The sequence below is a fragment of the Bacillus cereus group sp. RP37 genome, from assembly GCF_040459695.1.
Lineage (GTDB): Bacteria > Bacillota > Bacilli > Bacillales > Bacillaceae_G > Bacillus_A.
This window is the reverse complement of record NZ_JARVHP010000001.1, coordinates 4,124,934-4,140,333: the sequence shown is the minus strand read 5'-3', so window position 1 is coordinate 4,140,333 and position 15,400 is coordinate 4,124,934. Positions and strand designations below refer to the sequence as shown.

Genomic DNA, 15,400 nt, shown 5'->3' with positions numbered 1-15,400 from the left:
ATGGGAGTAGAAAAAATTAAAGCAGCGTTTGAAAATGGTAAGAAAGCATTTATTCCGTACGTAATGGGCGGAGATGGTGGCCTTGAAAAATTAAAAGAAAGAATTTGTTTTCTAGATGAAGCAGGAGCAAGCATCGTTGAAATCGGCATTCCGTTTTCAGATCCAGTCGCAGACGGTCCAACGATTCAAAGAGCAGGGAAACGAGCGCTAGACAGCGGTGTAACAGTAAAAGGTATTTTTCAAGCATTAATAGAGGTAAGGAAAGAAGTACAAATTCCGTTTGTACTCATGACATATTTAAATCCAGTACTAGCATTCGGAAAAGAACGATTCATCGAAAACTGTATAGAAGCAGGTGTAGATGGCATCATCGTTCCAGACTTACCGTATGAAGAACAAGACATTATTGCGCCGTTTCTCCGAGAGGCAAATATTGCTTTAATTCCACTTGTAACTGTAACAAGCCCAAGTGAGCGAATCGAAAAAATTACGAGTGAATCAGAAGGATTCGTCTACGCCGTTACAGTGGCGGGCGTAACAGGAGTACGTCAAAACTTTAAAGGTGAGATTCATAGTTACTTAGAAAAAGTAAAATCACATACGCAATTACCGGTAGTGGCAGGGTTCGGTATTTCAACAAAGGAACATGTAGAAGAAATGATTACAATATGTGATGGAGTTGTCGTCGGAAGTAAGGTCATTGAGCTGTTAGAAAATGAAAAACGCGAAGAAATATGTGAGTTAATACAGGCAGTAAAACAAAAAGAAGAGGCGTGAGTCTCTTCTTTTTGTTTTACGTAATAAATGTTAAAATATACAGAAAATACATATAAATTAGAGGGTGAAGAAGCATGCTAAGACGAAAACTACTATATCTTCTTTTAACCGTACCACTATACGCTTGGCTCATTAGCATGACGAAAATAGAGTTGATGGCTCTATTTTTAGGATATGTATTTATCTTTTCTAACTTAAATCGCATTCAAGAACAGTCTATTTTAGAAATATGTATATTTTCGATTAGTATAGAATTATTTAGTATCGTTTCGATTGTATTATTAAATGAATTATTCAGATGGATCCATTTATTTGAATTAATGAAATTTGGAAATGTTGTATTGCAAGTAATATGTGCTTATCTTGTGTTTGTTGTGTTAGACAAAATAGTCGGACAGCAGAGCGTTTTTCAGGATAATAGAAAATGGGAGTGAAAAGGAGCCGTTTGGCTTCTTTTTACAACTGTTGTAAAAACAATTGAAAATTATAACATCTGTTATATAATAGTTAAAAATTGTATTTTAAACGAAATGAGATGATAACATGGCCATATTGTTGGCACTTATCCCAATTATGATGATTTTCATTTGTTTATTTTTATTTAAACAAACGTCATTAAAGTCCTCATTAATTTCTTATGTGGTATCTGTTGGAATCGTTTTACTCTCGCCAACGTTTCAATTAGGGATAAGTGAAACTGTGCACGCAACGATTAAAGGATGGTTAATTTGTTTTATTGTCGGGTATGTTTTGTTTTTTGGTATTTTTTTATTTCACCTCATGAACAAAATGGGGTACATCGATCAAGTAGCACGTTTTCTAGAAGAAGTTACGCAGGATCGCTTATTACAAATGCTTCTTATGTGTTTTGGTATTTGTCCGCTGATTGAATCAGTAAGTGGATTCGGAATTGGCTTCATGGTTGCGGCACCTATTTTTCTTTCATTAGGCTATAAACCGTTTCAAGCTGTATTACTTTCATTTATCGGCTTACTAGCTAGCTCATGGGGCGCAATGGCAACAGGTACAATTATCGGTTCGCAGCTTATAAATATGCCGCTTACAATACTTGGAACAAATACGGCACTACTAAGCGTTCCAATGTTTGCTTATTTCGTCATTCTTTCTTTACACGTTGTTGGTGGTTGGCAGGCTGTTATTGAAAAGTGGAAAGAAGGATTCGGTTTCTTTCTATTATTTTCTCTCGGAATCTATCTTTCTAACGCATACGTAAGTGTGGAACTAGCCGGGATATTAAGTTCTATCGTTACCATTACATTTGGCTTTCTTATCATTAAATTAAAAGGAAAAAATGCGCAAAATCTAATGACAGAGCATGCGGCTGCAACGGAGAGAGAAGTGTCTATTATAAAAATTATTAGCCCTTATATATTTCTAACAGTTTGTATTTTACTTTCTCGCCTCGTTCCAGCATTGCATGATGTATTTAGATCATATGCCGTCCTTGATCTAAAATCATACTCTTACAAATTAGAAATGCTGTATTCACCAGGATTTTGGCTCGGTATGACATGCTTATTTACTATTATTTTCTTCCGCATTCCATCTCATATTATTAAACAATCACTCTCGCAAACGATAAAACAATGGATTCCATTTGCGATTACAACGACGATGTTTATCGCCATTTCAGAACTAATGGGTGCATCTGGCATGCATTCATTACTTGCAAAAACAGCTGGTGAAACATTTGGAACGTTTTTCGTTTTCGTTGCTCCGTTCATCGGTGGAATCGGTGGCTTTTTAACAGGTAGTAACGCAGGATCAAATGCGATGTTTATAAAACTACAAATGCAAACGGCGCAAAACGTAGCCCTCCCGTGGCAATACGTCACAACACTGCAAAACACTGCATCGTCAGTAGCGACTATCGCTTGCCCGTCACGTATTACACTAGGTGCGTATTTATGTAACATCCCGTATCGTGAAAATGAACTATTAAAGAAGACGACGTTAATGATCTTTGGCGCGGTGTTGCTTGTAGTGGTAGAGGTTATTTTTTGGTATATGTTGAGAAATTAAAAATCCTCCTAACATAGAAGGATTTTTTTTTTGAATGGATAATGTTTTAAATATGAAAAGCTTCTACTAAATGAATAGGAGATGAAATGTATGCCCCTAAAAAACTACGGCGTGTTAAAAGGTACAGTTATACAATCAAAGATTGGAAAAGGGAAAACACCTCATTATCAAGTTCATTTACAAGGTGAAGCAGAAGTAGACTATCGTATTGCAATTAACGTGAAATCGCAAAGTTATCCGTCAGAAGTTTTATATTTTGCGAGTGATAATATCAGGTCAGAGGCGATTCATATTTTACCGACATTACCATTCGGTTTTACAGAAATAAAAAACAATGAACCGAAAGTAGCTTTAGACTACGTAAGAGGTAATGTATTTGATTCGAAACAAATGATTCCTTTACCTGCTGAAAAAGCAGGAGTTGATAATGATTTAAATGAAAAAATAGAGCGTTATATAAAACGAGCGATAGAAGAAAAAGCAACTATTTACGCGTTTGGTGAAAGATGGGGACCAGAAGAAAATACACCTGATTCTTACTTTCATTTCGAACCAGGAAACGGTATACACGATATTCATATGAACCAAGGGAATGTAGAGAAATGGAAAGGTGATAATGGTATATGGCAAGACGGAGGTATACTCATTCACTTTGAAAAGGAAGAAGAATGGATCGGTATCTTTCTTGCCTTCCAATCACAGTCATGGTGTACCGATGAAGAGGGACATGCTCGAGTTCCGGTTGAGCATTGTGATTATAAGAGGAATAATTGATAAGAAGAGGGCGTTCAAAACGAACGCCCTCTTCTTATTTTATAAAATCCAAAACTAACAAGTGTAGAAAGACAAGAGAACAGCAGAGCCACACTAGAAAATGCAATGAGATACATATTATACTTCATCACTTTTCCAACGAGCTGGTTACTGTCGTACTGAAATAGTCCTGCTATTATGTTGAATAAAAATAACACGATAAACATGACGATAACACCGTCTATTGATCCTTTAATATCTGGTTTACTTAAAGCGATATGTGCAGAAATACAAATGGCGATAAATAAAAATAACCAAAAAGAAGGATTTAATAAATTACTTATTGTAAATAAGCTTTTCAATAATACAAACGTCGACAAGAGCATGTTTTGAACCATTTCTACATTAATAGAAGTAGTAGCGATTGTTTTTTCGAGAGTTGTATTAAATAAGAAATATGAATCTGGTACGAAATAGCGCATTAAAAGGATTAGTGCCGTAATACCGGAAATAATAGGACCAATTCCAATGAAGAAGTTCCCAATTCGTTGATATACACTTTTTTGATTGTATTGATGTTGTACGTAGCCTAAAGCACCTTGGCTTGTATCTGTTGGAAAAAATTGCGTTGCTACAATTTTATGACGAAATAGTACGCACATAATGGCATGTCCAAGTTCGTGAATAGGAACACCAATCCAAGCTGTTAAAAGGAATCCTTTTCTTCCGAAAGCCCTCGACCAATACAAGCGTGTGAGAGATTCTAAATAACCTAATAGAAATCCAATTACAATGATAACGCCAATTAGAGACAATAATTGGATTACGCTTGTAAGGAGTATTTGAAAAATTGAGTTTACCACTTCCATTGTCTTTCATCCAATCTGTTAAAAATGTTATTTGTTCTGTTTCATAATAGCATTATTTTTCAAGATTGCTAGCACATATATTTTCTTTTGAAAGAAGGATTTCAGAATCTTTTTCTTGTAGTCATGTTTTATGTCCAAAGTCATATATTGAATTTGTAACACCCTATATGGTATATGCTTAAGGAGGGATGAGAGAATGAAATGTCCGTCATGTCATACAGAAAATGTAGCAGAGGCAAAGTTTTGCGGAAATTGTGGACACTCGTTAATGGAAGAAGTAGTGGCAAGTAGTGGTCAAGAAGAAGGGCCGGAACTAGCGCGCACGGTACAAGCGAAGGAAACTCGACCAAATGAAACGGTAGAGCAAGCGAAGCGATTTGCGAGTGGGTATTTTCAGTTTTTTAAACATGCTTTCAAAGCACCGACAGCGATTATGAAAAGCGGCAAGGTTGAAGTACGAAATGGAATTGTAAGTCTTGTACTTATTTGTTTTTTAGGAGCATGTATTTTTTATAGAATGATGAGTGCTGCTGCAGCTGTTACGAAGACATTTGCACCAGATATACCTACTCCTACATTCTTTTTGGACTCTGTAACGGTCTTTTTATTTTTACTAATTTTAACTTTATTTGTCGGATTTATTATTTTTGTAAGTGGGAAAATGATGAAATCATCTTTTTTGTTTCTTGAAGTATTTGGAATATGGGGAACGATAGCAACTCCGGCAATTGCTATATTAGTGCTTTCTTTTCTATTTAGTTTTTTATTAATCTTCTTCTTACCAATCTTATTAGGGCTGGCTACAACGTATATGGGAATTAGTATAATTGTAGCTATAGTAAAATTAGATAACGGCGGATTAGATCTTGTTTATACTCTTTTTATCGCAAATGTTTTCATCGGAATTGCAACGTTTATCGTGTTTTGGTCTTACATAAACACGATAATTCAAACCATTACTCAGGGATTAACTGGCCTCTAAAGAAAAGGTGGTTGAATGGATGAATGTATGTACAAAGTGTGGGACTCAGTTTGAAGACGGTGTGCAATTTTGTCAAAACTGCGGTCAGCAGAGGGAAAGTCTTGTAGTAAAGAAGAAAATGAGCAGCGGTACAAAAGTTGGTATTACACTTTTAACGTTACTTGTTGTAGTGATTGTTGGATTGTATTTGTACGGATCATCGTATTATAAGCAGGCGGCACAAGTAGACCGAATGATTACGATTTTACAAGAGAGGGACGGGGAGAAGTTAGCTAAAATCGTCACGACAGATGATCCATCAGTTATTGTAACGAGAGAGAGTTTAACTCCTCTATTTTCATATATAAAAGAAAATCCATCTTACGCGAGTGAATTGAAAGAATATTTGAGAAAAGGTGAAAAACAAGGGAGTGGAATCGAAATAACAGATTTTTCGTTAACAAAAGACGGAAAGTATTTCTTTTTATTTGATCGGTATAAATTGAAAGCGAAGACGTACTATACAACTTTGCTTACAAATGAAAAAGGCGTAGCGTTAAAAATGAACGGAAAAGAAATTGATAAGTCAGATAATAAAAAGTTTGAGAAGCAATATGGACCTTTTCTCCCAGGAATTCAAGTGTTTCAATCAGAATATAAAAATGACTATGTAAAACTATCACGTGAAGAAAAGGTTGTACTTATGAAACAAGGTCAAAATAACGTAACGATAGATTTAACGTTGCAAGGGCAATATATTACAGTTCAAACGAACGCGCCTGGTGCAACATTATACGTGAACCAAAAACCAGTTACAGCGCTAGCTGGAGAAGAAATTACGTGGGGACCGGTAGCAACTGATGGAAGTGCGACGATTTATTTAGAACGAAATGGAGAAAATGGAAGGGAAACGACGAAGGTAGAAACGGTAACGGCACTTTCGACTTATAATCTTCCATTTCAAAAGAAAAGTGCAGAAAAAACAGTTGTTTACAACGTTACTCCGCCGCCTACGACTGGGTATGTATATAATGGTTTCATCTTTCCAGATAGTGATATTCGAAAATTAACGAGTGCGGACTTAACATATTTATCGAAAGAACAATTGAAAATTGCTAGAAATGAAATATACGCAAGGCATGGACATATTTTTCAAACGAAAGATATGCAAGCGTACTTTTCAAAACAGTCTTGGTATAGAGAAAATCCGTATTTTACAGGAAAGCTAACGGATATTGAATCTTATAATGCTGAACTGATCAAATCAAGAGAGTAGAGTGCGTGAAAAAGGTACAGTGCATAACTGTACCTTTTTTATGGTTTTTTATCTGGACCAGGATCTCTTGAGAAAAAGATGTGAAAGAGGAATGTGACTTTGCTTGCTTTTCCCGATGTACTAGCCTGTACGGTGGATAAAGAACTAGGTGATAAAGCTACTTCAGAATAGGGTGCTACGATTGTTTTGAGAGTATGATCTGACTCTCCTGATGTAGTAACCGTTATTGTATCTTGAGATAAGTTAATAACTTTAATAGTACCACTTGGGAATATGGACTTACCAGCATGTGAGGCTGAAGCGAAGCGAGTGCCTTTCCAAATATCTTGTGCGTAAGTATCATTGTCGGATGACCAAGCACGAGCGCTGTATATGGTTGCGTTAATGGAAAATTCTTGGTCAAGTGGCATGGCGGCTTTCGGTTCTTGCGGTTCCTCTGGAGTTTGAGCGAGAAGGCCAGCGCACATGTATATTTCACCTACTTTCAATTATTACTGTTATAGCATATTAAATATCTTGTTTATAAGACACGACGAATACCTATTTACACATAGTTTTGTGCAGCAAATTTGTAGATGAAATTCTCTTTCTTTACAATGGAGGTAGGTGTTGTTTTTATAAAATATGGAAATCGTAAAGAAGTATGTAAAAAAGAAGGAGTGGTAAAGTGAACTATGTCATTATTGGCGGAGATGCAGCTGGTATGAGTGCAGCTATGCAAATTGTTAGAAACGATGAAAATGCAAATGTTGTGACGTTAGAAAAAGGTGAAATTTATTCGTACGCGCAGTGTGGGTTACCATATGTCATTAGTGGTGCTATCGCTTCAACGGAAAAATTAATCGCGCGTAATGTAAAGACGTTTCGTGATAAATACGGAATTGATGCGAAAGTACGACATGAAGTAACGAAAGTAGATACGGAAAAGAAAATGGTGTACGCAGAACATACGGAGACGAAAGATGTTTTTGAATTTCCGTATGACCGTTTATTAATTGCGACTGGCGTACGCCCTGTTATGCCGGAATGGGAAGGACGCGAGTTACAAGGCGTTCATCTTTTGAAAACAATTCCTGATGCTGAGCGTATATTAAAAACGCTAGAAACGAATAAAGTAGAGGATGTAACCATCATTGGCGGCGGTGCAATTGGTCTAGAGATGGCGGAAACATTTGTAGAACTAGGAAAAAAAGTAAGAATGATTGAGCGAAATAATCATATCGGTACGATTTATGATGCTGATATGGCAGAGTATATACATAAAGAAGCAGATAAACATAATATTGAAATTTTAACGAATGAAAATGTAAAAGCGTTTAAAGGAAATGAAAGAGTGGAACAAATTGAAACGGATAAAGGAACGTATAAAGCGGATCTTGTTTTAGTATCGGTTGGAGTGAAGCCAAATAGTGATTTCCTTGAAGGAACGAATATACGTACAAATTATAAAGGAGCAATCGAAGTAAATGCATACATGCAAACGAATGTGCAAGACGTATATGCAGCTGGTGATTGCGCAACACATTACCATGTTATAAAGGAAATTCATGATCATATCCCGCTCGGAACGACTGCCAATAAACAAGGGCGACTTGCTGGACTGAATATGCTGGATAAACGAAGAGCGTTTAAAGGTACGCTAGGTACAGGCATTATTAAATTTATGGATTTGACGCTCGCAAGAACAGGCTTAAATGAAAAAGAAGCAAAAGAGCTACATATCCCGTATAAAACAGTCAAAGTAGACTCGACAAATATGGCGGGCTATTATCCAAATGCAAAACCACTTTACTTAAAATTACTATATCGTTCTGATACGAAACAATTATTAGGCGGACAAGTAATTGGAGAAGAAGGTGTAGATAAGCGAATAGATGTAATTGCAATGGCACTCTTCAATAAAATGAGTATTCACGATTTAGAAGATGTCGACTTAAGTTACGCACCACCATATAACAGCGTTTGGGATCCGATTCAGCAAGCGGCAAGGAGAGCGGAATAGCACTTTTTAAAGTGCTATTTTTTTCGTTAAAGGGGAATAATCATTTTTGTCGAATGAAGAGGATTGGGAAATAGTTACATATAGGGAAGGGGATCATTAAAAATGTTTGTAACACTTCAAATAGTTCAGGAATCAGAAAAAGAAATATTACGTAATTTGTATGCACTATATCTTCATGACCTCTCTACATTTACTCCTCATATAACGATGGGGGCAAATGGATTTTTTGAATACGAAGATTTGCATATGTTTTGGGTAAATGATGGAATAACTCCGTATTTTATTAAATGTGATAATGATATTGTAGGGTTTTTATTGCTACTGGAACGTCCATTTTTAAAAAAGGAAAATGACTTTGGTATTAATGATATTTTCATATTGAATCAATATAAGGGAAGAGGAATCGGAAAGAAGGTTATTAAAAATGTATTAGAAGAGAAAAGAGGACAATATTTCGTTATTGAACTTATAAAAAACGTACCAGCTGTTACGTTTTGGAAGAAAGTATATAGAGAGCTAAACATTGAATTTGATGAACGAAAACAAATAATTGATGATGAAGAGTGCCTTGTTCAAACGTTTAAAATATAATGAAATAGGTGCTCTTACTATATTACTTTGAAATGTAGCTTTATCCCAAATTAACGGCCCTTAAAAGCCCGATTGGTGAGGGCGGATAATCAGTTGGTGATGAAGAAAACCCCCACTGATTAAAGTTTCACTTTATTTTGAATATATCTTTCACCCTTGAAAACATAGTACTTATCGCTTATATTTTCATATAGTATTTATTTTTAAATAAAGCAATGAACGAACCAGGGGGCACAGTATGGCAATTAACATGAAAACAATCGAAGAATGGATTGCTGAATCAAACGCAAGACAGGAAGAAAACTTTGGAAACGTTGTTGAAGAGATGAAAGAAGTATGCGTTGGACTTGATAATGCGACATTAATTTATACGAAAAATGTATTTTGTTTCGGTAAGAAGGTAGAAGTATTGTTCTTTTTCCAAGACCATGTCGTAATTGGACAAGAAAGAGACGAATATATTGAAATTGAAAAATTAAAGTATGATGCTATTACACATAGTAATTTAAAAACAAATGATAAAAATACAACACTAGAATTAAAGTTTGCTAGCGGACAATCTATCGATTTAGATAGTTTAAATGATAACTACGGTACGAAAAACTGGTTATTTGCAAGACAAATTAAGAGTATTTTTAAATTAATCTAGTAAAAAAGCACGCCGTTCACCGGCGTGCTTCTAATTCCGCAAAGCTCCTTGTAACCAATTCCGCGCCCGATACGCTCCAACAGGAATTTGAATGAGAGACGTTTCATTTCCAGCATCTATCCCATACAATTGGTCGCATGAATTTGTATCAAAACTTAGTAATGGATGCCCGCCCATCCCCATCGTGGTTGCGGCGAAAACGAGTTTATGAACGAGTATGCCAGCTTCCATTTGGTGAATACGGTATCCTCTATAGCCTAATGCATGTGTATAGTAATCTTTCTTTCCGACTGCATGTAGGCAGAGCGGTACTTGAAAAAGATTTACGTTATCCATCGTCATACTAGATTGAAGGGGATAACGAAGGTCTCCGTATCGAAGTGGCTGTATGGAATGAGTTTTACTGTTATAAGCGTAAGCACCGTTTTCTATATCTTTTACGTTATAAATACATCCATATAATGAGACGCGTGCATTTTCATTTATATACTTCCCGTCAAGATCGTTGTAATAAGGGAAGGCGAGGCTCGCTTCTTGTAGTAAAGTAGCGAGCTCGGCTGCATCCCATTTCGTTAAAGTAAAGTCAGCGTCAGGGGAATACCGTTGTTTACAAAGTTGTAAGAAATCATAAGATAACCGCTCTACTTTCGGCAGTTGTACAGCGTGCGTGTTATGTTGATAGTGCTCTTCATGATGTAGTGTTTGGAAATGTGCCGTCGATTCGATCATAGAAGCTTCATTTATTTTTGTTATCATCGGATATTTCTCTACATGTTTTGAGCGAACGAAATGTTCATGTGCTAACGGCGGAATTTGCTGCAACAATTCATGAGAAGTAATTGTTTTATTTCCACGGTAATCATTGTGAAACCAAACAGTTTGCGGTTCCGTACTTAAAGGAACAACAGCATACACGCTTTCTTCGTCTTCTGAAAGTCCGAGTAAATGATTGATTGCACGGTCTAGAAATTGAAAATATACGCCATTTGTGTAGCCGAATTGCTTGGTACATTCAAGTAATTGTCCGATGAGAACACCGCTATCCAATCCTTGAAGGCGATACGAAAAGTTATTGTATTTAAAGAAGTTTTTCCAAAACATAGTGGATACAAATGCAGCACCAAAACAAGACTGTATGTTACAACGATTGCCAAGTGCTTCCGAAAGATAAGAATCGAAATTTCCTTCACGAAGTAAAACAAGCCGGTGATGCGCGGCATCGTAATGGTAAATACCGTCTGGGTAATCGTCAATCTTTAAATATATATACAATTCATTCGGATATAAAGCACCGCCTGACGGGATAGATCTTCGGAATAAAATTTTCTCGCTATTGAGCTGACATAATTGGGTTAAACCAAATGAGTGCCAAAGGTAATGACCAATCTCCTTTAAAGTAGGTGTAGTAGAAGAGTTAGGTAAAGATAATGGTATTTCTAAAGAGAGAGGAATTGCAGGTACATTTCGATATAATTTATAAGGAAGCGGTGCATCTGCCCAGTCCACTTCATGATTCGGCATAATTTCATCGATCGAAAAATGAAGATGATGTAAAAAAGTATCCAGCTGCATAGAATCCCCTCCTTTACTATGGAAACGGGTGCGGATGTGGATTTAATTGTTCATTCGTTAAAGGCTCAGCGCTATATCCAAGCGTCATCGGTACGGTATACACTCTATCTAGTCCTGTAACACGAGTGAGATGGTGACCGAACGTCATCGGTAGCATGCCTGGAATAATGACCTTTACACAATGCAATCCGTTCTTATCTATAAGAGAGACGGTTTGATCTACAACGACTACTTCAAGTCCAGATTGCTGCAGCCGGTTTAAAAGTTGATGAAGATCGGAGGTCAAATCAGGATTAAATGATTGCAACCCGTTCATTTCTTGGAACGTTTGCACAGGTGCATCGTCACGTAAAAGAAAGTGAAGCCGTTCTTCTGCTTCTTTCAATCCGTACAGCATACTATGGTCTTCCATTTTATTTACGAGATACGGATCTTGTAAGCAATTTTCGTAGTGCTCTCTTTTTTGCTCGAGTTCATCGTCTGTTATAAGTAACATGCCTGCTATTTCATGAATGGCACTCTTTAAAGCGCGGACTGGGTCTAAATGAGAGCCTCCTGCACAAACAACGTTCATTCCATTTGCACGCGTATTTTTCGCAATTACCCATAGGCTTGGGATGCCGTGTTCCATCGTTGCATTAAAAGCATGTAACTCATAACCAGTAATCGTGTACAGCCGCTGAATCATTAATTGTAATTCCGTATCATTTGCTGAACTCAGGTCAAGGCGAGGAAGAGGTAATTCCGCATACCAAGTGAGCAAAAAGGCGTCACGCTCTACAATTTCTAAAATGCCGTGAAAAATTGCTTCTTCTAAACTACCACCAATTGCACATCCATTTGATGTTTCATATACGAAGGCATCTCGATGACCAAGGCTATAATAGGCAACAGATTCAGGAACTAAAAGTGGCCGGTTTTGTGATAAAGAATATCCCCATACCCAGTTTTGTTCGTAGTCAGGATCAAACGGCTTAAACGGAAAACTATTACGATTATAATGTTCATTTGTATGCACACCGAGTGAGAGGGGATTCAGTGCATGATCCTCTAACTCACGAAAACTGCCGTGTACATTTGTCTTTTTCCCTCGAGGTGACATACCACAATATCGTTCTAAACCTTCTAAAATAGCAGTTGCTTCACTCATTGCAAATGAATGAGTTCGACCTGCAACCCCTTCATTTCCAAACATTAACGGCATGTTTATAATAACGTCAGCAAACGGTAATAAAGAATGCTGCATTTTTCCGTTCAACATACCGACCCGATAATCTAAATAATCTCTCGTTAAAAATGTATTTAGCTCATGAATCGAACGACAACGATACGCTGCATCACTTGTTTTTAAGCTCGGTTGTAATGAAATCGATGCTGCATCTGCCGTATCATCAGGCAAATTGCTACATACAGGGCAGAGGGGATCTGGAAGAAAAGAATGCCGCGTACATTGCAGTGTTTGTAAGTTTAGTAAAATGAGTTCATTTTCTAAAGAAGAATGGTTATGAGTTAAGATCTTCTCTGTTTCTGCACGAATAAGATGGCACATTTGTAACATACCATTTTGGGTGGCACGTACATCACGCCTTGTTACATTATCTGCCTTTAACGTATATTTCCGCTGTAGTTCCCACATTTCTTGTTGATCAAAGCCGGCGATAAAGCGGCGTCCATCAGAGCAGTTGGAACAGCCAGTTGTAAGAGGATGAATGTAAGGACCGATAATACCTTCACCAAATGAAGTGAATGCACGTAGCCATGGAATATGATTTGACCGAAACATTAGCTCGGCATCATGATGAATGGCAGAAGGAGAACCATCATGTAATACGAGAGCGAGGTCGATATTTTCAGGGAGTCCGTCTGTAATTGTATGTTGGCGAATGATGGAATATTGTTTGCATAATTGATCGTTTACATAGTCGGCAAGAAGGCCATCTCCTATAAGCAAAATATTTTGAGTCATAGACCGTCCTCCTTTGCAATTAATACCCCGTACACACCATCTAAGTTTTCTTTCAAAAATGATTCAATTGCTAAATCAAACACGAATGGATAAAAATTATGTTCTTCTAAATGTTGCAAGGCAAGCTGTAAAGATTGCACGCCTGGAATTTCTTTTTCCTCTTGTATTTCAACTCTAAAAGAATCAGTGTCATATAAAATAATTGATGATTCAGGCAAGATATTAGCTCTATAAGGAGTCTCTTCGTTTTGAATATGAAGAAGTGATAGTTGTAATGCGTTTCGTAGTGCTAACGTCATATTAATATTAGATGCACCGTACCATCGATCATTTATACCGACCCAAACGACTGGAAAGCTGAGAATTTCTTCACTCATCGCAATTTTAGGTGTTTCATGAATTGTAGAGAGGGCATCGTAATAAAATCTACAATGCTTATCATGAATTTCGGTTAAGTCGATTGTTGTAATTTCTTCTAACATATGTGAATGCCGTTCATACAATTTGTTATTTAAATGTTGTTGTAGCGCCCGGTATACACCTTCTGTCATCGTTTCTCCAGCACCGATACCGATATCGTTATGTTCAGGAATAAGGCGGTGCATAATTTCCGCTACATATGTTTCAATTCCTGCTAAACCAGCTTCTCGGCGCGCTTCATTATGAGTCAAACCAGCGCAAGTCATAAGAGGCAGGAGGGAAGCAGGACCATCTGTTAGTGGAGTAGCCACTTGAATATTGCATTGTGATAACGGTAATTGATATAAATCTTGTTCATCCCATAGATGGAATATACCGGCTTCTTTAGAAGTTAATGAATCGAAAAAACGGAATAAATCAGTTGAGGTATGTTGGTTGGACCGATGCTCAAGTTGTTCAGAAAGATTTTCTATCGTATCAATTGTAAAACTTTCATCAGTTGCAAGAGGGTGTTTTATAAAAGGATGCCATGTTCCTTCGAGTGTTTCATAATTTAATAAAAAGAATTGCGGTTCTTTTTTTCGGTAAGAATCATCAGCGACATGCTTAAATAATTCAAATACGATTATATTTGCTAACATTGCTGATGTAACTGCTGAAAATGATGCTGATGAATGTTCATTTTGTAAAGTCGTTTCATGTAGCCGATGCCATGCGGATTCCCAGCATTCTTCACGATTTGTCATTACGACAGGGCCAGCTATACCAATTGTTGATAAACAGACGGCTGGTATGAAGTTCTTTCCTGCTTCCTTGCAAATCGTGTGAACTGCTCTTAGGCCTTCAATATCTCCATTTTGGGAAACGTACAAAATCCAGTCGAAAGGCTCGAACACTTCATGCAGGGGACGATCAATTGTCGTATTTATTTCTTGAACAAGAACATGATCATCAACTTCATATGCAAGTTCTACCAGCTCATGAATGCGGTCGTAATTTGTTTCCGTATAATCTGTGACAAGGTAATGAAAGGTAGGTAATCCGGATTCTAATAAAGAAGAAGCTAAGGAAGTAAGCATATCTCCAGAACCAATTATAAGGACGTTTGTCGCACGATATGTTTCAAATTTTAGAGCGCCTGAATGAGAATCAGCTTCTAAAAATTCAATTTGTGAAGCGTATCTATCAAGTAATGCGCTATTCAATTCATGAGGGGCATCTTGACTTATATCACGAACGAAACCATTTTCATATAAAAGCTCTCCAATTTCAAATACACGATTTTGATAGGGGAGAGGGAGACCATCTGTTATTTCTGCTAAAGAATAATTACCGTTAAACATCGGCATTAGTTTTTCAATCCAGTTATAAATTCCATCACCGTCCATGCGGAATGAACTGGCGTTATTTCGAAAATAGACACCACCGTTTGAGTCGGGAAGAAAGAAAGTATCCTTATTTGCTTTCAGTTTTGCATGAATTGGAAGGTTACTCATTTTAATCCTCCTTACGTTTTAGGCA

General features: G+C 37.0%; 14 protein-coding genes. 9 read left to right on the top strand and 5 right to left on the bottom strand.

All coding sequences use genetic code 11. The annotated features are described in order from the left end of the window. The 4 genes from trpA (at position 1) to QCI44_RS21840 (ending at position 3,594) form a co-directional block, all read left to right on the top strand. Positions 1-777 carry a tryptophan synthase subunit alpha gene (gene trpA, locus QCI44_RS21855; protein ID WP_088083436.1) on the top strand — a complete coding sequence of 259 codons (777 nt, stop codon included), beginning with the start codon at positions 1-3 and terminating at the stop codon, positions 775-777. A gap of 74 nt (positions 778-851) precedes the next feature. Beyond that, entirely contained in the window at positions 852-1,211 is a 360-nt protein-coding gene (locus QCI44_RS21850; protein ID WP_016088846.1) for a DUF4029 domain-containing protein, read from the top strand. A gap of 109 nt (positions 1,212-1,320) precedes the next feature. Then, positions 1,321-2,820 carry an L-lactate permease gene (locus QCI44_RS21845; RefSeq protein WP_016133918.1) on the top strand — a complete coding sequence of 500 codons (1,500 nt, stop codon included), beginning with the start codon at positions 1,321-1,323 and terminating at the stop codon, positions 2,818-2,820. 90 nt (positions 2,821-2,910) lie between these two features. Next, positions 2,911-3,594, top strand: a complete 684-nt coding sequence (locus QCI44_RS21840) for a DUF2278 family protein (protein WP_088083437.1) — start codon at positions 2,911-2,913, stop codon at positions 3,592-3,594. 14 nt (positions 3,595-3,608) lie between these two features. On the opposite strand, the gene QCI44_RS21835 is transcribed toward QCI44_RS21840, so the two are convergent. Next, on the bottom strand, positions 3,609-4,442 hold the full coding sequence (locus tag QCI44_RS21835) for a hypothetical protein (RefSeq protein ID WP_088083438.1): 834 nt from the start codon (positions 4,440-4,442) through the stop codon (positions 3,609-3,611). A 196-nt stretch (positions 4,443-4,638) separates the two neighbouring features. Here QCI44_RS21835 and QCI44_RS21830 point away from each other — a divergent pair, with 196 nt between their 5' ends. Both QCI44_RS21830 and QCI44_RS21825 read left to right on the top strand, forming a co-directional pair. After that, complete coding sequence (locus QCI44_RS21830; protein WP_088083439.1) at positions 4,639-5,424, top strand: zinc ribbon domain-containing protein; 786 nt, start codon at positions 4,639-4,641, stop codon at positions 5,422-5,424. Positions 5,425-5,443: 19 nt separating this feature from the next. Continuing rightward, positions 5,444-6,679, top strand: a complete 1,236-nt coding sequence (locus tag QCI44_RS21825; RefSeq protein ID WP_016133922.1) for a TcaA 3rd/4th domain-containing protein — start codon at positions 5,444-5,446, stop codon at positions 6,677-6,679. A 38-nt stretch (positions 6,680-6,717) separates the two neighbouring features. On the opposite strand, the gene QCI44_RS21820 is transcribed toward QCI44_RS21825, so the two are convergent. Next, positions 6,718-7,146, bottom strand: a complete 429-nt coding sequence (locus tag QCI44_RS21820) for a hypothetical protein (protein ID WP_016133923.1) — start codon at positions 7,144-7,146, stop codon at positions 6,718-6,720. Between the two features lie 200 nt (positions 7,147-7,346). Here QCI44_RS21820 and QCI44_RS21815 point away from each other — a divergent pair, with 200 nt between their 5' ends. The 3 genes from QCI44_RS21815 to QCI44_RS21805 all read left to right on the top strand — a co-directional run bounded on the left by QCI44_RS21815 (position 7,347) and on the right by QCI44_RS21805 (position 9,921). Further along, complete coding sequence (locus QCI44_RS21815; RefSeq protein WP_016133924.1) at positions 7,347-8,681, top strand: FAD-dependent oxidoreductase; 1,335 nt, start codon at positions 7,347-7,349, stop codon at positions 8,679-8,681. Positions 8,682-8,783: 102 nt separating this feature from the next. Continuing rightward, positions 8,784-9,272, top strand: coding sequence for a GNAT family N-acetyltransferase (locus tag QCI44_RS21810; protein ID WP_016133925.1), 489 nt, complete (start codon positions 8,784-8,786; stop codon positions 9,270-9,272). Positions 9,273-9,510: 238 nt separating this feature from the next. Beyond that, positions 9,511-9,921, top strand: a complete 411-nt coding sequence (locus QCI44_RS21805) for a DUF3908 family protein (protein WP_016133926.1) — start codon at positions 9,511-9,513, stop codon at positions 9,919-9,921. Positions 9,922-9,951: 30 nt separating this feature from the next. Here the strand turns inward: QCI44_RS21805 and QCI44_RS21800 are convergent, their stop codons facing one another. From QCI44_RS21800 to QCI44_RS21790, 3 genes are read right to left on the bottom strand one after another with little or no spacing between them, the layout of a single operon-like run. Then, positions 9,952-11,493, bottom strand: a complete 1,542-nt coding sequence (locus tag QCI44_RS21800) for a SagB family peptide dehydrogenase (RefSeq protein ID WP_016133927.1) — start codon at positions 11,491-11,493, stop codon at positions 9,952-9,954. A 16-nt stretch (positions 11,494-11,509) separates the two neighbouring features. Continuing rightward, the gene (locus QCI44_RS21795) at positions 11,510-13,459 is read right to left on the bottom strand and encodes a TOMM precursor leader peptide-binding protein (RefSeq protein WP_016133928.1); all 1,950 of its coding nucleotides are present in this window, start codon (positions 13,457-13,459) and stop codon (positions 11,510-11,512) included. Continuing rightward, complete coding sequence (locus QCI44_RS21790) at positions 13,456-15,375, bottom strand: putative thiazole-containing bacteriocin maturation protein (protein WP_353811440.1); 1,920 nt, start codon at positions 15,373-15,375, stop codon at positions 13,456-13,458. The genes QCI44_RS21795 and QCI44_RS21790 overlap by 4 nt, the downstream gene beginning before the upstream one ends. Between the last annotated feature and the right edge of the window lie 25 nt (positions 15,376-15,400).